The following is an 18,878-nucleotide window of genomic DNA, read 5'->3' as shown; positions in this document are numbered from 1 at the left end:
AGCAGTAAAGCAGTTCATCGTTGGGGACGCCGAAGCACCCTAACCCGCATGTTCGTTCACGCTCCTTCACTACCCGTCTCCGCCACCAGCCCCACCTGCACCAACGGCTTCCCCCGCCGCCGCGACACGAAGACCCCCCGCCCCGCAGGCATCGGCCGCGGCCGCACCCCGCCCAGCAGGTCGCCTTCGCTCGGGTCGCCCGCCAGCACCACCCCCTGCGCCCCCAGCTCCTTGATCCGCTGCATGAACGCCTCGTACGAGGCGCGCCCCGCGCCGGCCGTCGAGCGGGCGATGATGAAGCGGACACCGACGTCGCGGGCGAAGGGCAGCAGTTCCGTCAGTCCGGACAGCGGGTTTCCGCTCGACGTCGACACCAGGTCGTAGTCGTCGACGACGACGTACACCGTCGGCCCCTGCCACCAGCTCCGGTCCCGCAACTGCCGTGCGGTCACGTCGCCCGAGGGCGATCGGCGTTTCATCAGGTCGGCCAGGGCCGCCATGTGGTGGTCCATGGCGTTGGACATGGGAATGTACTCGGCAAGGTGCGAGTCCGGAGTCACGCTCAGCAGCGAGCGCCGGTTGTCCACCACGAACAGCTTGCACTCGTCGCCCGAGTAGCGTTCCGTCAGCTGCTTGATCAGCAGCCGCAGCAGGTTCGACTTGCCCGACTCGCTCTCGCCGAAGACGAGGAAGAACGGGTCCTGCTCGAAGTCGACGAAGACGGGCTCGAGATTGTCCTCGTCCAGGGCGAAGGCGATGCCGCGCTTCGGGAGGCGGTTGCCCGGAGGTAGCCCGGTGGCCGGGAACTCGCGCGGGAGGAGACGTACTTCGGGAGCGGGCGTCGCCTGCCAGTGCCGGGAGACCTCGGCGGCGAGCGCCTGCGTGGCGTCGGCGAGGTCCGTGTCCGAAGTGAGTCCGTCGATGCGCGGCACCGCCGCCATGAAGTGCATCTTCTGCGGTGACTGACCGCGGCCGGGTACGCCCACCGGCACGTTGGCGGCCACCTTGCGGTCCAGCTCGGAGTCCATCGTGTCACCGAGCCGCAGTTCGAGGCGGTTCATCAGGTGGTCCTTGAGGTTCGCCCGGACCTCCATCGACCGCGACGCCGTCAGGACGACGTGGACGCCGTAGCCGAGGCCACGCGCCGCCATCTCCAGGACGATCGGTTCCAGCGCCTCGTAGTCCGACTTGAAGTTGCCCCAGCCGTCGACGACCAGGAAGACATCTCCCCACGGCTGGTCCGTGACCGAGATCTCGCCCCGGGCGCGGCGGGTCCGGAAGTCCGCCATCGACGAGATCCCGGCCGAGCGGAAGTACTCCTCGCGGCGGGTCAGCACGCCGTACACCTCGGCCACCGTGCGCCGCACCCGCTCCGGATCGAGCCGCGAGGCCACCCCGCCGACGTGCGGCAGACCGGCCACCGCCGCCATGCCGCCACCGCCGAAGTCGAGGCCGTAGAACTGGACCTCGTAGGGCGTGTGGGTGAGGGCGAAGGAGCAGATCAGCGCACGCAGCAGGGTCGACTTGCCGGACTGCGGGCCGCCGAGGATCTGCATGTGGCCGGCCGCGCCGGAGAAGTCCACCCGGAGAGCGTCGCGGCGCTGCTCGTACGGTTTGTCCACCAGGGCGACCGGCACGACGAGGCGGCCCGCGCCCTCGTAGCCCGGCTGGGTGAGGCCCCGGTCGGGCACCGCGGTGAGCCCGGGCAGGAGTGCGTCGAGCGAGGGCGGGCTGTCCAGCGGCGGCAGCCACACCTGGTGGGCCGCCGGACCCTGCGCCTCCAGCCGCCGCACGATCACGTCGAGCACCGTGTCCGCGAGCGCCTCGTCGACCTCCGGCTCGTCTCCGCCGGACCTCTGCTGGGGCACCTGCGCGTACCGCACCGGCACCTCCGCCGCCGTGAACAGCACCGGCCGCCGGTCCACCGGCAGCGGACCGCCGGCCGGCGACGCCGGCTGCCCGCCCGACCGGTAGACCCCGGAGACGTACGCGGCTTTGAATCGCACCATTTCGTCCGTGCCGAACTTCAGGAAGCCGGAACCCGGCACGTTCGGCAGTTGGTACGCGTCCGGCACGCCCAGCGCCGCGCGCGACTCCGCAGCCGAGAAGGTGCGCAGACCGATGCGGTACGACAGGTACGTCTCCAGCCCGCGCAGCCGGCCCTCCTCCAGGCGCTGCGACGCCAGCAACAGGTGCACGCCGAGTGAGCGCCCGATACGGCCGATCTGCACGAACATTTCGATGAAGTCCGGCTTCGCCGTCAGCAGTTCGCTGAACTCGTCGATCACCAGCACCAGGGAGGGGAGGGGCTGCAGGGCCGCGCCAGCCGCCCGGGCCTTCTCGTAGTCGTGGATGTTGGCGTAGTTACCCGCGTCCCGCAGCATCTCCTGCCGGCGGTTGAGCTCGCCGCGGATGGAGTCACCCATGCGGTCGACCAGGGTCAGGTCGTCCGCGAGGTTGGTGATCACGGCCGCGACGTGCGGCATCTGCGCCATTCCGGCGAAGGTGGCGCCGCCCTTGAAGTCCGCGAGGACGAAGTTCAGCGTCTTTGAGGAGTGGGTGACCGCAAGGCCCAGTACCAGTGTGCGGAGCAGTTCGGACTTGCCGGAGCCGGTCGCGCCGACGCACAGGCCGTGCGGGCCCATTCCCTCCTGTGCCGCCTCCTTGAGGTCGAGCATCACGGGGCGGCCGTCCTCGCCGACGCCGATCGGCACCCGCAGCCGCTCGGCGAGCGAACGCTGCCGCCAGGTGACCCGGGTGTCGACGGACGCCGCGTCGCCGAGGTTCAGCAGATCGGTGAACTCCAGGTTGGCCAGCAGTGGTTCGTCGTCGTCACCGCCGGACGCCATCCGCAGCGGGGCCAGTTGGCGCGCGAGGACTTCCGCGGACTCGTACGACAGGACATCGGGTTTCCCCTCGTAGACGGCACCGTGGACCGACTCCAGACGCAGCGTGCCCGGCCCCACCACGATGGAGAGTTGGCCACCGGATCCGGCAGGCTCGCCGGGGGCCACTTCGAGGACCGAAACTCCCTGCAGACCCTCGGGGTTGGCGAGAAGCGAGTCCGGCGGCAGCGAAACGCCGTCGAGGACTACGAGGATGTGGGGCTCGTCCGGCAGGTGCGTGGCGTTCGGATGGAAGCGGGGGCGGCCGCTGAGCCGGGACGCGATCAGGTTCTCCAGTTCCCGCGCGTCGGTGCCGATGAGTCGACGGCTGCCCGCGCCGTCCACGGCGTCCGGCGCCTGGACGTGCGGGAGCCACTTGGCCCACTCCCAGTGCGCGAGCTCGTCCCGGCCCGTGGCGACGACGACGACCAGGTCCTCGGGGGAGTGCAGGGCGGCCAGCGAACCGGCCAGGGCCCGGGCGGAGGACCGTACCGACTGCGGCTCGCCGCTGATCGTCATGTGGTAGAAGGCACGCAGGGAGACGGCCATCGGAAGGTCGTCCAGGGTGCTGTGGGCGGCGAGGAAGCGCCGCAGGGCACCCGCCGTCAGTGGCTCCAGCTGCTCGGCGGGCCCGGTCTCCGGGGCGATGAGCGCGGTGGCGAGCGCCTGGGGGCCGAGCCCGATGCGTACCTGGGCGAAGTCCTCGTCGCCCGGCCGTCGTTCCCACACTCGGCTGCCCTCGGCGACCAGCGCCCACAACTGTTCGGGGGAGGGATGGAGGTAGTACTGCGCGTCCCGCTGCGCCCGTGCGGTGGCGAGCGTGGTGCCGCGGATCTGGGCCAGGTAGCCCAGGTAGTCGCGGCGCAGGTCGGCCAACTGCCCCTGGGTACCCCGGCGGAAGCGGACCACCATCGCGATGGACATGGCGATGGTCGAGGCGATCATGACGATGCCCATGATCCTCATGAACGGCTGCCCGCTCGTGAAGAAGAAGACCACCGATCCGCCCATGCCGAGCGTCGGCAGCAGTTGCAGCAGCACGCTCTCCTGATACCCCCGTGGCAGCTCGGGCGGAGGCTGCACGGCGATCTCGCCCGTGGGCACCTCGGACGGCAGCGACCGAGGAGGGCGCTTGACGACGATGTGGCTCACTGCTCACCAATTCCCTTGCCGGCCCCGGTAAGTACCGTCCGCCACCCCGTGTCAGGCGGACGCAGGCCGCCGCGTGATCCTACTGACTTCTGCGGCGACGAGAGGGCGGTAAGGTGCCGGATGTTCGCGTGAGCACATGCGGCGCGGGTCCCGGGAGACCGGACATTCCGCGCGGTTCGGTGCCCGACGGCGGCCGTTCGGCCGCCCGGCCGGACCTGCTGGTCGCGCGGCGCGCGAACCGGCGCACGTTCTTCACGCCGCCGGCTCGGAACCATCACTCAGGGGGGAGCAGCAGGTGAGCATGACGGCCTCCGGGGCAACCACCGCGGGAGGACCGGGGGCAGGAGCCGCGCCCGGAAACGGGCTCGGCTTCTGCCGGGTCACCATCGTCGCGCCCGACAGCAGGATCGATGTGGCCCTGCCCGACGACGTACCGGTCGTCGACCTCTACCCCGAGATCCTCAGGCTCTCCCGCCAGCGCCCCGCCGAGGGCGCGCCGGTCGGCTACCACCTCGTACGCCGGGACGGCAGGGTCCTCGACGGCTCGCGCTCGTTCGCCGCGCAGCACATTCTCGACGGCGAACTCCTGTCGCTGCGACCCTTCTCCGACTCGCTGCCCCCCGCCGTCTACGACGACGTGTCCGAGGCGGTCGCCGCGGCCGTGACCCGCGAGCACACCCTGTGGGGCGCGGACCTGACCCGCGCCGCGGGCCTCGTCGGCGGCGCAGTCCTGCCTGCCCTGCTCGCCTTCGTGGCCTGGTCGGGCGACCCGCGCCACGACATGCACGGGCTGCCCGGAGTCCTCGCCGCCGTCGCCGGCGTCCTCCTGGTCGCCCTCGCCTGTGTACGGGCTCGTGTGTACGACGACCGGTCCACCGCCGTCGCCCTGGGCCTCGGCGCACTGCCGAACATCGGGGCGGCGGGCTCCGGGCTCCTGCCGCTCGCCGACGGACTGGGCATCGGCAAGCTCCAGTTCCTCCTGGCCTGCGCGGCGGTGCTGCTCGCCGCGGTGTTGCTCACCCTGTGCTCGCCGGGCGGGGACGGCGCGTTCGTCGCGTGTGCCGTCGCTTCCGGTGTGACCCTGGCCGCCGTGCTCGCGGGAATCCTCGCGCACTGGACCCCTACGGAGGTCGCCGCTCTGAGCGCCCCCGTCGCGGTGGGCGCCCTGGCCTTCCTGCCCGGCCTGTCCGTGCGCTTCGCCCGGATCCCGATCGGCTTCGACGCCCAGGCCTCCATGCCGCGCAGCGCTTACGGCACCGATGCGGCCCCCCAGGAGCCGGTCGACGTCGAGCGGATCACCGCCCAGGCCCGCCGCGGCCACGAACTCCTGGTCGGCCTCGTCGGCGGCTGCGCGCTGATCGCGGTCGGCTCCTGCGCCGTCCTCGGCTTCTCCGACGGCGTCTGGGCCCAGCTGCTCGCGCTCGCCGTGGGCGTCGCCCTGCTGATGCGTGCCCAGCTCTTCCGGTACACCGCCCAGGTCGCCCCCCTCCTGGCCGCCGGCCTCGGATCCCTCGTACTGCTCGGCATCGGCCTGGCGCTCAACCCGCCTCTGCCGGCGGTCCGCGACGCCCTCACGGGTGACCGCACCGACCTCGACATCCGCACGATCTGGCTCGTCGCGGCGATCGCGGCGGTCGCCGCCATCGTCACCGCGATCGGCCTGACCGCATCGCGGAGCGGCGTCACCCCCTTCTGGGGCCGCTTCACGGAGATCGCCGAGGGCTTCGTCCTGCTGACCCTGGTGCCGTTGGCGCTGGCCGTCTTCGACGTGTACGCGGCTGCCCGGGCGATGACGAGCTGATCGCCGCAGGACAAGCAGGCGACGAGCCATCCACACGGCACTGAAAGGAACCCCGAGCGTTGAGTTTCGGTCCGCCACCGTCCGTATACACGCAGTCCGCGAGATCCGCGCAGGCCGCCCGCGCCGAGCGCCGCCGGAAGCTGCTGGTGTGGCCGCTGGCCGTCGTACTCGTCGTGGCCCTCGGTACCGGCGGCTGGCTTCTCTGGGGCGGCGACAGCGGTGGCTCAGGGACCGGGGCGGAGGCCACGGGACAGAGCCGCCTCGATGTCCGCGAGACCGTGGAGAAGCGGCCCGCGAGCACCGTCGGCAAGATGGCGTTCCGCTTCTCCGTGGACGACATGAGCCCCGGTGAGCACTACGAGATGCCGGGCATGTGGGCCACCGACAAGATCCTCGCCAAGGGCATCAACAAGACTCTCGTCGGCCTGGCCATAGGCACGGACACCGCACCCGGCGACGAGAAGTGGAAGCTCCCCCTCGACGGTCCGATTTGCGGCTACACCCGCCACGTCACAGTCGAGAACCGCACGGCAGTTCTCTTCCGGGAGAGCGAACAAGAGGACGCGTTCTGCGACCGCGTGGCGTTCTTCGACCTCGACGACGGCCGCAAGGTCTGGGAGAGCGACTTCTCCGTCTCCGCCTCCGGCGACCATCCCGAGCAGCCCGACAGCGGCCAGTACCAGGCCACCCCGAGCGTGACCCTCGCCCAGGGCGCGGTCGTGGTGACCTGGGGCGGTGGCACCGACGCGTACGCCATGGACACCGGTGAGCGCCGCTGGCGCACGACCTCCACCGGTGCCTGCCAGGACATGGGCGCGGCCGGCGGTCGCGCACTGCTCGTCCGTCAGCAGTGCTGGGGCGATCACGCGAGCCTGCCCGAGGGGCGCACCACCTACAAGGCACGCAAAGTCGATCCGCGGACGGGTGAGGTCCTGTGGACCTACTCCGCCGCCAAGGGCATCGGGGGACTGGCCATTCCCTCCGCGGACCCGCCCGTCCTCGCCGTCGAGGCCGGGGAGATCGGGATCTCCGAGTTGCTCTCCCTCGACGACAAGGGAAACAGCCGCGCCACGATCCGCCTCCAGGGCGGCACGTATCGGGGAGAGTGCGCGTTCGACGACTATCTGGTCGTCGACGACTGCCCGACCATCGCCGTCGGTGACGATCAGGTCTTCCTGCGCAGCAAGGAATCGGGCGAGACGGCCAACTCCAACTGGGTGATCGGTTTCGACCTGGCGACCGGCCGGACCACGACGAAGTTCGACTCGGGTCCCGGATCGCTGCTCTACCCGTTGCGGATGAGCGGCGACCGGCTGCTCGCCCTGCGCGAGACCGACGATCACATCGCACCCAACGCGCTCGTGAGTCTCGACGCCAGGACCGGCAAGGAGACGCCCTACTTCTACTTCGAGCTCCCGTACGAGGCCCGTCTGATGGCGACGACGGAGCACAACCACATCGTCGTCCAGAACGGGCGCCTCTTCTTCGGGGTCAAGAGGGTCGACGGCCCCACCACCGGGAAGGCCTGGATCTACCTCGCCCTCGGCATCGAGAGCAACGCGCGCAAGAGCCCGTGACCCAGGCGACGCGGCGGCCGATGTACGGGCCGCCGCACAGGAACCCGCCTACTGCTCCCCGCCCCCCGGCGCCGCCTCCAGATCGAACTCCCCGTCCCGCGCCCCCAGCACGAACGCCCGCCACTCCGCCTCCGTGTACCGCAGCACGGTCCCGGGGTCGAGCGACGACCGCATGGCCACGGCGCCGTCCGGCAGGTAGGCGATCTCGACCCGCTCCTCGTGCTCCTCGGTGCCCGGCGCGCTGTGCCACTCGACGCCCGAGATGTCGAGCGCGTACAGCTCGTCCCGCTCGCGCTCCTTGCGCGCCTTCATCTCCGCTTCCGTCTCCGCCATTGAGCAGCGACCCCTTCCCGACGTGCACGTACCGATGACGATCCGACCGCTCACCCTAGTGGCCGCCAGGCCGCCGGCGGGGTGCTTCGAAGACCGTGGGCGGAGCGGTCCCCACCTGCTGGTACCCTGGCTGACGGCCGTATGTGTACGCGCCCCCGGAGCCCCAGGCCCTGGAGGCCGCGCCCAGCGGATCCCCGCCTTCCGAGTCATGGAAGCTCCCCCGAGACGCAGACCGGGGGCACTCGGTGGCCATCACAGACTATGAGGAGTACGAGTGTCGCTCGACGCCGCAGTGAAGAAGCAGATCATCTCCGAGTTCGGTACCAAGGAGGGTGACACCGGCTCCCCCGAGGTCCAGGTCGCTCTGCTGTCCCGTCGGATCTCCGACCTGACGGAGCACCTCAAGACCCACAAGCACGACCACCACTCCCGCCGTGGTCTGCTGATCCTGGTCGGTCAGCGCCGCCGGCTGCTGCAGTACCTCGCCAAGAAGGACATCCAGCGCTTCCGTGCGCTGGTCGACCGCCTCGGCATCCGCCGCGGTGCGGCGGGCGCCAAGTAGGACGCCGTGGAGGGAGCGGTTCCCACTTCGAGGGGGCCGCTCCCTTTGCTGTACGTGCGGAGTGTCACCACCCCTTTGTAGTGTGGTAGCACAACGCAGTAAGCAAGACGCAGTAAGCAAGACGCAGTAAGCAAGACGCAGTAAGCAAGACGCAGTACGCACGACACCGCGTGATCCCGCCCGGCCATCGGGGTAGGCGGGATCACAAGACGAACGAGGAGGAGCGCACCTCGCCGCCGCCGGTCCTCGGTAGTGGCCCCCGGGGGAAAGAGACCCGGGTGCTTCGATCGAAGACCGGCCCGCACCAGACGGAGCGCTTCTCCGCCACCGTCCCCCCGTCAACACGGGCGAGAGGGACGAAGACGAGGAGAAATCGCTAGTGGAGAACGAGACCCACTACGCCGAAGCCGTGATCGACAACGGCGCCTTCGGCACCCGCACCATCCGCTTCGAGACGGGCCGCCTGGCCAAGCAGGCCGCCGGTTCCGCCGTGGCGTACCTGGACGACGACACGATGGTGCTGTCGGCCACCACCGCCTCCAAGCAGCCCAAGGACCAGCTCGACTTCTTCCCGCTCACGGTGGACGTCGAGGAGCGGATGTACGCCGCCGGCAAGATCCCCGGCAGTTTCTTCCGCCGTGAGGGCCGGCCCAGCGAGGACGCGATCCTCACCTGCCGCCTCATCGACCGCCCGCTGCGCCCGTCCTTCAAGAAGGGCCTGCGCAACGAGATCCAGGTGGTCGCCACGATCATGGCGCTCAACCCCGACCACCTGTACGACGTCGTGGCGATCAACGCCGCCTCCGCGTCCACGCAGCTGGCCGGTCTGCCCTTCTCCGGCCCGATCGGCGGCGTCCGCGTCGCGCTGATCCGCGGCCAGTGGGTGGCCTTCCCGACGCACACCGAGCTCGAGGACGCCGTCTTCGACATGGTCGTCGCGGGCCGCGTCCTGGAGGACGGCGACGTCGCGATCATGATGGTCGAGGCCGAGGCCACCGATAAGACCATCAAGCTGGTCGAGGGCGGCTCCGAGGCGCCGACCGAGGAGGTCGTCGCCGCCGGTCTGGACGCCGCGAAGCCCTTCATCAAGGTCCTGTGCAAGGCACAGTCGGACCTCGCCGCCAAGGCCGCCAAGCCGACCGGTGAGTTCCCGATCTTCCTGGACTACCAGGACGACGTCCTGGAGGCGCTCACCGCCGCCGTCAGGCCCGAGCTCGCCCAGGCGCTCACCATCGCCGGCAAGCAGGAGCGCGAGTCCGAGCTGGACCGTGTGAAGACCCTCGCCGCCGAGAAGCTCCTGCCGGAGTTCGAGGGCCGCGAGAAGGAGATCTCCGCCGCGTACCGCTCGCTGACCAAGTCCCTGGTCCGTGAGCGCGTCATCAAGGAGAAGAAGCGCATCGACGGCCGTGGCGTGACGGACATCCGTACGCTCGCCGCCGAGGTCGAGGCCATCCCGCGGGTCCACGGCTCCGCGCTGTTCGAGCGTGGCGAGACCCAGATCCTGGGCGTCACCACCCTGAACATGCTCCGCATGGAGCAGCAGCTGGACACCCTTTCCCCGGTGACCCGCAAGCGCTACATGCACAACTACAACTTCCCGCCGTACTCCACCGGTGAGACCGGCCGCGTCGGTTCCCCGAAGCGCCGCGAGATCGGTCACGGCGCCCTCGCCGAGCGTGCCCTGGTGCCGGTGCTGCCCACGCGCGAGGAGTTCCCGTACGCGATCCGTCAGGTGTCCGAGGCCCTCGGCTCCAACGGCTCGACGTCCATGGGCTCGGTCTGCGCCTCCACCATGTCGCTGCTGAACGCCGGTGTGCCGCTGAAGGCCCCGGTCGCCGGTATCGCGATGGGCCTGATCTCCCAGGAGATCGAGGGCGAGACGCACTACGTCACCCTCACCGACATCCTCGGTGCGGAGGACGCCTTCGGCGACATGGACTTCAAGGTCGCCGGCACCAAGGAGTTCGTGACCGCCCTCCAGCTCGACACCAAGCTGGACGGCATCCCGGCCTCCGTGCTCGCCGCCGCCCTGAAGCAGGCCCGGGACGCGCGTCTCCACATCCTCGACGTGATGATGGAGGCCATCGACCGGCCCGACGAGATGTCCCCGAACGCGCCGCGGATCATCACCGTGAAGATCCCGGTCGACAAGATCGGTGAGGTCATCGGCCCCAAGGGCAAGATGATCAACCAGATCCAGGAGGACACGGGCGCCGAGATCACCATCGAGGACGACGGCACGATCTACATCGGTGCCGCCGACGGCCCGTCCGCCGAGGCCGCCCGCGCCACGATCAACGGCATCGCCAACCCGACGATGCCCGAGGTCGGCGAGCGCTACCTGGGCACCGTCGTGAAGACGACCACCTTCGGCGCGTTCGTCTCCCTGCTGCCCGGCAAGGACGGCCTGCTGCACATCTCGCAGATCCGCAAGCTGGCCGGCGGCAAGCGCGTGGAGAACGTCGAGGACGTGCTCGGCGTGGGCCACAAGGTCCAGGTCGAGATCGCCGAGATCGACTCCCGCGGCAAGCTCTCCCTCATCCCGGTCATCGAGGGCGAGGAAGGCTCCGACGCCGACAAGAAGGACGACGCCGACCAGTGACGTCCCGTGGCTCCAAGGTGACGGCCCGCCCCTCCTCGGAGGCGCGGGCCGTCGCCCGTACCCAAACCCTCATCCCGGGCACGGCCGGCATCGGCACCGTACGCAAGACCACCCTGCCCGGTGGCCTGCGCATCGTCACCGAGACCCTGCCCTCCGTGCGCTCGGCCACCTTCGGCATCTGGGCGCACGTCGGCTCCCGTGACGAGACGCCCGCCCTGAACGGCGCCACGCACTACCTGGAGCATCTGCTCTTCAAGGGCACGCAGCGCAGAAGTGCCCTGGACATCTCCTCCGCGCTCGACGCGGTCGGCGGCGAGATGAACGCGTTCACGGCGAAGGAGTACACCTGCTACTACGCACGGGTGCTCGACGCCGACCTGCCGCTCGCCATCGACGTCGTCTGCGACATGCTGACCGGCTCGCTCATCCTCGAAGAGGACGTCAACGTCGAGCGCGGCGCGATCCTCGAAGAGATCGCGATGACCGAGGACGACCCGAGCGACTGCGTGCACGACCTGTTCGCGCACACGATGTTCGGCGACAACGCGCTCGGCCGCCCGGTACTCGGCACGGTCGACACGGTCAACGCCCTCACCGCCGACCGCATCCGCCGGTTCTACAAGAAGCACTACGACCCGACCCACCTCGTGGTCGCCTGCGCCGGCAACGTCGACCACAACAAGGTCGTACGACTGGTCCGCGCGGCCTTCGAGAAGGCCGGCGCCCTCAAGGACCCCGCCGCCCAGCCCATCGCCCCGCGTGACGGCCGCCGCGCCATCCGCGCCACCGGCCGCGTGGAGCTGATCGGCCGCAAGACCGAGCAGGCTCACCTTGTGCTGGGCATGCCGGGTCTGGCCCGCACCGACGACCGCCGCTGGGCCCTCGGCGTGCTGAACACCGCCCTCGGCGGCGGGATGTCGTCACGGCTCTTCCAGGAGGTACGGGAGAAGCGCGGCCTCGCCTACAGCGTCTACTCGTACACCTCCGGCTTCGCCGACTGCGGCCTCTTCGGCGTGTACGCCGGTTGCCGGCCGTCGCAGGTGCACGACGTGCTGAAGATCTGCCGCGACGAACTCGACCGCGTCGCCGGGCACGGCCTGGCCGACGACGAGATCGAGCGCGCCGTCGGCCAGCTCCGCGGCTCCACGGTGCTCGGCCTGGAAGACACCGGCGCACTGATGAACCGTATCGGCAAGAGCGAGCTGTGCTGGGGCGAGCAGATGTCCGTCGACGACATGCTGGCGCGGATAGCGGCGGTGACCCCGGACGAGGTCCGCGCCGTCGCGCGCGACATCCTCGGACAGCGGCCCTCGCTCTCGGTCATCGGCCCGCTGAAGGAAAAGCAGGCAGCGCGTCTGCACGACGCCGTCGCCTGACCCCGTACCCGTCATCGGTAAGTCGGTAAGGAAGCATGAACATGAGCAAGCTGCGCGTGGCGGTACTCGGCGCCAAGGGCCGCATCGGTTCCGAGGCGGTACGGGCCATCGAGGCCGCGGAGGACATGGAGCTGGTCGCCGCCCTCTCCCGTGGTGACAAGCTGGAGACACTGGCCGAGACCGGCGCCCAGGTAGCCGTCGAACTCACCACCCCCGCCTCGGTGATGGGCAACCTCGACTTCTGCGTACGGCACGGCATCCACGCCGTGGTCGGCACCACGGGCTGGACCGACGAGCGCCTCGCGCAGCTGCGCGGCTGGCTGGACCAGTCCCCGGAGACGGGCGTGCTGATCGCACCCAACTTCTCCATCGGAGCCGTCCTCACGATGAAGTTCGCGCAGATCGCCGCGCCGTACTTCGAGTCCGTCGAGGTCGTCGAGCTGCACCACCCGGGCAAGGCCGACGCCCCCAGCGGCACCGCGACCCGCACCGCCCAGCTCATCGCCGAGGCCCGCGCCAAGGCGGGCTCGGCGCCCGCGCCGGACGCCACGGTCACGGCCCTGGAGGGGGCGCGCGGTGCCGACGTGGACGGCGTGCCCGTGCACGCGGTGCGCCTGCGCGGTCTGCTCGCGCACCAGGAGGTGCTGCTCGGCGGTGAGGGCGAGACCCTCACCGTGCGACACGACTCGCTGCACCACAGCAGCTTCATGCCGGGCATCCTGCTGGGCGCCCGCCGCGTGGTGAGCACCCCAGGGCTCACCTTCGGCCTGGAACACTTCCTGGACCTGGACTGAACCGGACCCTCATGCGCGCGAAGCTCTCCTACCTCGTCACGGCCGCCGTCCTGGTCTTCTACTTCGTCCTGGTCGGCAGCCGTGGCGTGCTGCTCATCAAGACCGGCACGCTCCTCGCCGTCACCTTCGGTGTGGCCGTGCTGATCCTGCCGGTCATCGGCCTGTGGTTCCTGTGGAAGAACACCCAGTTCGTCCGCCGGGCCAACCGGCTCGCCGCCGAACTCGACGCCGAGGGCGGCCTGCCGGTCGACGAGCTCAAGCGGCTGCCCAGCGGCCGTATCGACCGTGACTCGGCCGACGAGGTCTTCACCCGGCGCAAGGCCGAGACGGAAGCGGCGCCGGACGACTGGCGCACCTGGTTCCGCCTGGCCGTCGCCTATCAGGACGCCCGCGACACCCCACGGGCCCGCAAGGCGATGCAGCGAGCCATCGCCCTCCACGACGGCAGGCCCGTCCAGGCCTGACGCCCGGCGCTGACCGGGGGAGGGTGCTCAGCCCTGCCGGTACTCCGCGGCCCACGCCTCCACGGCGTCCGCCGCCCGGTCGAACGCCCCCGAACGTGCCAGGAAGTCGGCGTTGTGCGTGGTCAGCAGGTACGGCGCGTCGTCCGCCGAGCGGCCCTTGCGTACGAGGACCAGCGCCTGACCCTGCACCGTGCGCGGCAGCCCCAGCCAGCGCACAGGCTGCTGCACCGTCCGCACCGCCGCGACCCGGTCCCACGGCATCGTCCGGGTGTGCAGCAGGCGCACCTGCCGCAGGCCGTGCGCGCTCACCCACACGCCCATGCGCAGCAGCCGCAGGGCGATGGCGATGACCACCAGGGCGAGGCCGAAGACCACGGCGGAGGCCGACAGCGAGTCGGTCAGGGCGATGATCACGGCCGCGAACAGCACGTACGAGGCGAGCAGCAGCCAGACCGCGGCCATGCCCACCCGCCAGGGGCCGGGGCGGTAGGGCCGCCGCCAGCGGTCGCGGTCGTCGAACGGCAGCGCGGCATCGTCCGCTGTGTCGAAGTCGCTGTCGGCCGTCAGAAAGGGCAGGGGCACGGCTGGGTCCTCACTCATCCATGCATGGGCTGTGCCCGGTGAGGCTATCGACCCGTGCCGCCCCTCACCACCCTCGGGGGTCCGTCCGAGTCAGGAGCACGCTCAGCGGCCGTCGGCCGCCTGGGACTGCTGCGTCGGCGTGGACAAGTGGTCCTGCTCCAGCGCCGGGGTCCCGATGATCAGGGAGCCGGCGAGCCCGGCCACGATGGTGAGCCCCATCAGCCAGCGCCCGGCCATCTCCCCGAGGGAGGCACGCTCGCGGGGCGGGGGAGTGACATTGCTGCGGAACCGCTCTGCTTCGGCGAGGAAGGCGAAGGGTACGGGCTCGCGCCGACGGAACATCGGGGGTCCTGCTCCTCTCTGGACTCGAACGAATCGCTGTCACCAACACAGACGAGCGGGTGCCGCAAAAGGTGCCCGGTTATGCCGGATTGGCGGAACTTTCGCCGAGGTCACCGAAGATGTCGCGGCCCGGCACCGAACGCCCCGATGTCGGTGCCGGGCCGTAGAGTGGGCGCCGCCCCAGAGAAGTGATGGAAGGGACCCTCCAAGCCGTGACCGACACCCCCGCCGACGCAGCCCAGGACGCTCCGGACGTCAAGCCGAGCTTCCGTAGCGATGTCACCGTCGAGCTGGTGAAGCACACCGCCGCGGACGCCGACGTGCTCTTCGCCGCCCGCGTCTCGACCCGCGGTGAGCAGTCCCTGGACGAACTGAGCAAGGACCCCGAGCGCTCCAAGGGCCTCATCAACTACCTGATGCGGGACCGGCACGGCAGCCCCTTCGAGCACAACTCGATGACCTTCCTCATCAGCGCCCCGATCTTCGTCTTCCGCGAGTTCATGCGCCACCGCGTGGGCTGGTCCTACAACGAGGAGTCGGGCCGGTACCGCGAGCTCCAGCCGGTCTTCTACGTCCCCGACGAGTCCCGCAAGCTGGTCCAGGAGGGCCGCCCCGGCAAGTACCGCTTCGTCGAGGGCACCCGGGCCCAGCAGGAGCTGGTCGGCCGCGTCATGGAGGACTCGTACCGCCAGGCCTACGAGGCCTACCAGGAGATGCTCGCCGCAGGCGTCGCCCGTGAGGTGGCCCGCGCGGTGCTCCCGGTCGGCCTGTTCTCCTCGATGTACGCCACGTGCAACGCCCGCTCGCTGATGCACTTCCTCGGGCTGCGCACCCAGCACGAACTCGCCCAGGTCCCGTCCTTCCCGCAGCGCGAGATCGAGATGGTCGGCGAGAAGATGGAGGCGGAGTGGGCCAGGCTCATGCCGCTCACGTACGCCGCCTTCAATGCCAACGGCCGGGTGGCGCCGTAACGCACGCCTGTTTCCCAGGCAGCACAGATGTGCGGGTCAGTCAGGCGAAGTGTCCGTATTGCGGCATTTAGAGAAGTTCATCTAGCCTGATCAAACGGACCCGGCACTGCTTGAACCCCCGAGCAGGCAGTGCCGGGCTCCATATTTGTCCGGACTTTTCCCGCCCCCCGAGGGAAGACCGCGCCCTGAGCAACGAGTAGCGTGTAACCCATGGCTCCGACCTCCACTCCGCAGACCCCCTTCGGGCGGGTCCTTACCGCCATGGTCACGCCCTTCACGGCGGACGGCGCACTTGACCTCGACGGCGCGCAGCGGCTCGCCAGGCACCTGGTGGACGCAGGCAACGACGGCCTGATCATCAACGGCACCACCGGCGAGTCCCCGACCACCAGCGACGCGGAGAAAGCGGACCTCGTACGAGCCGTCCTGGAGGCCGTGGGCGACCGCGCCCACGTCGTCGCCGGCGTCGGCACGAACGACACGCACCACAGCATCGAGCTGGCGCGCGCGGCGGAGCGCACCGGCGCACACGGCCTGCTGGTCGTGACGCCGTACTACAACAAGCCCCCGCAGGAGGGGCTGTACCGGCACTTCGCCGCTGTCGCCGACGCCGCCGGGCTGCCAGTCATGCTCTACGACATCCCCGGCCGCAGCGGCGTCCCGATCAACACGGAGACGCTGGTCAGGCTCGCCGAGCACCCGCGGATCGTCGCCAACAAGGACGCCAAGGGCGACCTCGGCCGCGCCAGCTGGGCCATCGCCCGCTCCGGCCTCGCCTGGTACTCCGGCGACGACATGCTCAACCTGCCGCTGCTCTCCGTGGGCGCCGTCGGCTTCGTCTCCGTCGTCGGCCACGTGGTCACCCCCGAGCTGCGCGAGCTGGTCGAGGCGTACACCAGCGGGGACGTCCAGAAGGCGACGGAGATCCACCAGAAGCTGCTCCCGGTCTACACCGGCATGTTCCGCACGCAGGGCGTCATGACCACCAAGGCCGCGCTGGCCCTCCAGGGACTGCCCGGCGGCCCCCTGCGGCCGCCCATGGTCGAGCTCACGCCTCAGGAGATCGAGCAACTCAAGATCGATCTTGCTGCCGGCGGGGTACAGCTCTGACAACAGACTTCGCCCCGAACGGGCGCGTAGGGACTTCACAACTGAATAGGCGGGCCACCGGTGCCCGCGCCCCACAACGACAACTGCTTCTGCACGAACGTCACGCGCGCCACGTGCCCCACCGGTACGTGGCGCGTGTGGTGAGGAGAGTCTTTTGAGTCATCCGCATCCTGAACTCGGCTCGCCCCCGCCGCTCCCCGAAGGCGGCCTGCGGGTCACCCCGCTCGGCGGCCTCGGCGAGATCGGCCGCAACATGACGGTCTTCGAGTACGGCGGCCGCCTGCTGATCGTCGACTGCGGAGTGCTCTTCCCCGAGGAGGAACAGCCCGGAATCGACCTGATCCTGCCGGACTTCTCGTCCATCCGGGACCGCCTCGACGACATCGAGGGCATCGTCCTCACGCATGGCCACGAGGACCACATCGGCGGTGTCCCCTTCCTGCTCCGCGAGAAGCCGGACATTCCACTGATCGGCTCCAAGCTGACCCTCGCCCTGATCGAGGCCAAGCTCCAGGAACACCGCATCCGCCCCTACACGCTCGAGGTCGCCGAGGGCCACCGCGAGCGCGTCGGCCCCTTCGACTGCGAGTTCGTCGCGGTCAACCACTCCATTCCGGACGCGCTCGCGGTCGCCATCCGCACGCCCGCCGGCATGGTCGTGCACACCGGCGACTTCAAGATGGACCAGCTCCCGCTGGACGGCCGCCTCACGGACCTGCACGCGTTCGCACGCCTGAGCGAAGAGGGCATCGACCTTCTCCTCTCGGACTCGACGAACGCCGAGGTCCCGGGCTTCGTACCGCCCGAGCGCGACATCTCCAACGTCCTCCGCCAGGTCTTCGGGTCCGCCCGCAAGCGGATCATCGTGGCGAGCTTCGCCAGCCACGTCCACCGCATCCAGCAGATCCTGGACGCCGCCCACGAGTACGGCCGCAGGGTCGCCTTCGTCGGCCGCTCCATGGTCCGCAACATGGGCATCGCCAGGGACCTCGGATACCTGAGGGTCCCGCCGGGCCTCGTGGTCGACGTCAAGACGCTGGACGACCTCCCGGACAGCGAGGTGGTCCTCGTCTGCACGGGATCGCAGGGTGAACCGATGGCCGCGCTCTCGCGCATGGCCAACCGGGACCACCAGATCCGGATCGTCGACGGCGACACGGTGATCCTGGCGTCGTCCCTGATCCCCGGCAACGAGAACGCGGTCTACCGCGTGATCAACGGCCTGACCCGCTGGGGCGCCAACGTCGTCCACAAGGGCAACGCCAAGGTGCACGTCTCCGGCCACGCGTCGGCGGGCGAGCTCCTGTACTTCTACAACATCTGCAGGCCGCGCAACCTGATGCCGGTCCACGGCGAATGGCGCCACCTGCGTGCGAACGCCGAGTTGGGCGCCCTCACCGGCGTCCCGCACGACCGCATCGTGATCGCCGAGGACGGCGTCGCCGTCGACCTCGTCGAGGGCAAGGCGAAGATCTCCGGCAAGGTCCAGGCCGGCTACGTCTACGTCGACGGCCTGTCCGTCGGCGACGTCGGCGAGCCCGCGCTGAAGGACCGCAAGATCCTCGGTGAGGAGGGCATCATCTCGGTCTTCGTCGTCGTGGACTCGTCCACCGGCAAGATCACGGGTGGCCCGCACGTCCAGGCCCGTGGCTCCGGCATCGACGACTCGGCCTTCGTCGACGTCCTCCCGAAGATCACCGAAGTCCTGGAGCGCTCCGCCCAGGACGGCGTCGTGGAGCCCCACCAGTTGCAGCAGCTGATCCGCCGCACGCTGGGCAAGTGGGTCTCCGACACCTACCGCCGCAGGCCGATGATCCTGCCAGTGGTCGTGGAGGTCTGACCGGCGTACGACCCCTTCGTATGCGCGGACTTGGAGCGGGGCGCCTCGATTTGCATCGGGGCGCCCCGCTCCAGTACGTTTACGGCTCGCTCCCCCGGGAACCCGGCCACTCCGTGCGCCGGAGACACTCTCCGGAGCGGGGCGGGAATTCCGACTCAGAGTCTCTGATAAAGTCGGAAGCGCCGGAAAGGGAAACGCGGAAGCGAGTACCTTGAAAGCACCGAGGAAATCGGGTCGAGAAAAGATCTGATAGAGTCGGAAACGCAAGACCGAAGGGAAGCGCCCGGAGGAAAGCCGCGAGAGGGAATCTCGGGTGAGTACAAAGGAAGCGTCCGTTCCTTGAGAACTCAACAGCGTGCCAAAAGTCAACGCCAGATATGTTGATACCCCGTCTCCGGCATCAGCCGGGGCGAGGTTCCTTTGAAAAACACAGCGAGGACGCTGTGAACCATCGGATTATTCCTCCGGTGGTTCCGCTCTCGTGATG

General features: G+C 69.8%; 14 protein-coding genes. 10 read left to right on the top strand and 4 right to left on the bottom strand.

Translation table 11 applies throughout. The annotated features are described in order from the left end of the window. Positions 1–56: 56 nt before the first annotated feature. Positions 57–4,037: a type VII secretion protein EccCa gene (eccCa, locus tag ACGF8A_RS08870; RefSeq protein ID WP_393105757.1), complete on the bottom strand. Its 3,981-nt coding sequence runs from the start codon at positions 4,035–4,037 to the stop codon at positions 57–59. 295 nt (positions 4,038–4,332) lie between these two features. Here eccCa and eccD point away from each other — a divergent pair, with 295 nt between their 5' ends. Beyond that, the gene (eccD, locus tag ACGF8A_RS08865) at positions 4,333–5,838 is read left to right on the top strand and encodes a type VII secretion integral membrane protein EccD (protein ID WP_393105755.1); all 1,506 of its coding nucleotides are present in this window, start codon (positions 4,333–4,335) and stop codon (positions 5,836–5,838) included. Between the two features lie 59 nt (positions 5,839–5,897). After that, positions 5,898–7,415, top strand: coding sequence for a PQQ-binding-like beta-propeller repeat protein (locus ACGF8A_RS08860; protein ID WP_393105753.1), 1,518 nt, complete (start codon positions 5,898–5,900; stop codon positions 7,413–7,415). Positions 7,416–7,463: 48 nt separating this feature from the next. Here the strand turns inward: ACGF8A_RS08860 and ACGF8A_RS08855 are convergent, their stop codons facing one another. Next, a complete protein-coding gene (locus tag ACGF8A_RS08855) occupies positions 7,464–7,748 on the bottom strand; it encodes a DUF397 domain-containing protein (protein ID WP_393105751.1) in 285 nt (94 codons plus the stop codon). A gap of 274 nt (positions 7,749–8,022) precedes the next feature. Between ACGF8A_RS08855 and rpsO the strand changes: the two genes are divergently transcribed. The 5 genes from rpsO to ACGF8A_RS08830 all read left to right on the top strand — a co-directional run bounded on the left by rpsO (position 8,023) and on the right by ACGF8A_RS08830 (position 13,546). Then, the gene (gene rpsO / locus ACGF8A_RS08850; RefSeq protein ID WP_004924725.1) at positions 8,023–8,310 is read left to right on the top strand and encodes a 30S ribosomal protein S15; all 288 of its coding nucleotides are present in this window, start codon (positions 8,023–8,025) and stop codon (positions 8,308–8,310) included. 379 nt (positions 8,311–8,689) lie between these two features. After that, the gene (locus ACGF8A_RS08845) at positions 8,690–10,912 is read left to right on the top strand and encodes a polyribonucleotide nucleotidyltransferase (RefSeq protein ID WP_393105749.1); all 2,223 of its coding nucleotides are present in this window, start codon (positions 8,690–8,692) and stop codon (positions 10,910–10,912) included. Then, positions 10,909–12,288, top strand: coding sequence for a M16 family metallopeptidase (locus ACGF8A_RS08840; RefSeq protein WP_393105747.1), 1,380 nt, complete (start codon positions 10,909–10,911; stop codon positions 12,286–12,288). The genes ACGF8A_RS08845 and ACGF8A_RS08840 overlap by 4 nt, the downstream gene beginning before the upstream one ends. A 41-nt stretch (positions 12,289–12,329) precedes the next feature. After that, complete coding sequence (gene dapB / locus ACGF8A_RS08835; protein ID WP_393105745.1) at positions 12,330–13,082, top strand: 4-hydroxy-tetrahydrodipicolinate reductase; 753 nt, start codon at positions 12,330–12,332, stop codon at positions 13,080–13,082. 11 nt (positions 13,083–13,093) lie between these two features. Beyond that, a complete protein-coding gene (locus ACGF8A_RS08830; protein ID WP_393105743.1) occupies positions 13,094–13,546 on the top strand; it encodes a hypothetical protein in 453 nt (150 codons plus the stop codon). Positions 13,547–13,573: 27 nt separating this feature from the next. On the opposite strand, the gene ACGF8A_RS08825 is transcribed toward ACGF8A_RS08830, so the two are convergent. Both ACGF8A_RS08825 and ACGF8A_RS08820 read right to left on the bottom strand, forming a co-directional pair. Then, positions 13,574–14,128, bottom strand: a complete 555-nt coding sequence (locus ACGF8A_RS08825; RefSeq protein WP_393106232.1) for a hypothetical protein — start codon at positions 14,126–14,128, stop codon at positions 13,574–13,576. A 102-nt stretch (positions 14,129–14,230) separates the two neighbouring features. Continuing rightward, on the bottom strand, positions 14,231–14,470 hold the full coding sequence (locus tag ACGF8A_RS08820) for a hypothetical protein (RefSeq protein WP_393105741.1): 240 nt from the start codon (positions 14,468–14,470) through the stop codon (positions 14,231–14,233). A gap of 212 nt (positions 14,471–14,682) precedes the next feature. Here ACGF8A_RS08820 and thyX point away from each other — a divergent pair, with 212 nt between their 5' ends. The 3 genes from thyX to ACGF8A_RS08805 all read left to right on the top strand — a co-directional run bounded on the left by thyX (position 14,683) and on the right by ACGF8A_RS08805 (position 18,391). Continuing rightward, positions 14,683–15,441 (top strand): FAD-dependent thymidylate synthase, encoded by a 759-nt coding sequence (gene thyX / locus ACGF8A_RS08815; protein WP_393105739.1) that lies wholly within the window; start codon positions 14,683–14,685, stop codon positions 15,439–15,441. Positions 15,442–15,651: 210 nt separating this feature from the next. Next, the gene (gene dapA, locus ACGF8A_RS08810) at positions 15,652–16,551 is read left to right on the top strand and encodes a 4-hydroxy-tetrahydrodipicolinate synthase (RefSeq protein ID WP_393105737.1); all 900 of its coding nucleotides are present in this window, start codon (positions 15,652–15,654) and stop codon (positions 16,549–16,551) included. Between the two features lie 154 nt (positions 16,552–16,705). Beyond that, the gene (locus tag ACGF8A_RS08805; protein ID WP_393105735.1) at positions 16,706–18,391 is read left to right on the top strand and encodes a ribonuclease J; all 1,686 of its coding nucleotides are present in this window, start codon (positions 16,706–16,708) and stop codon (positions 18,389–18,391) included. The last annotated feature ends 487 nt before the right edge of the window (positions 18,392–18,878 follow it).

Source organism: Streptomyces sp. NPDC047706, assembly GCF_043204795.1.
Taxonomy (GTDB): domain Bacteria; phylum Actinomycetota; class Actinomycetes; order Streptomycetales; family Streptomycetaceae; genus Streptomyces.
Note: the sequence above shows the minus strand (reverse complement) of the source record. Positions and strands in the feature narration are given on the sequence as shown.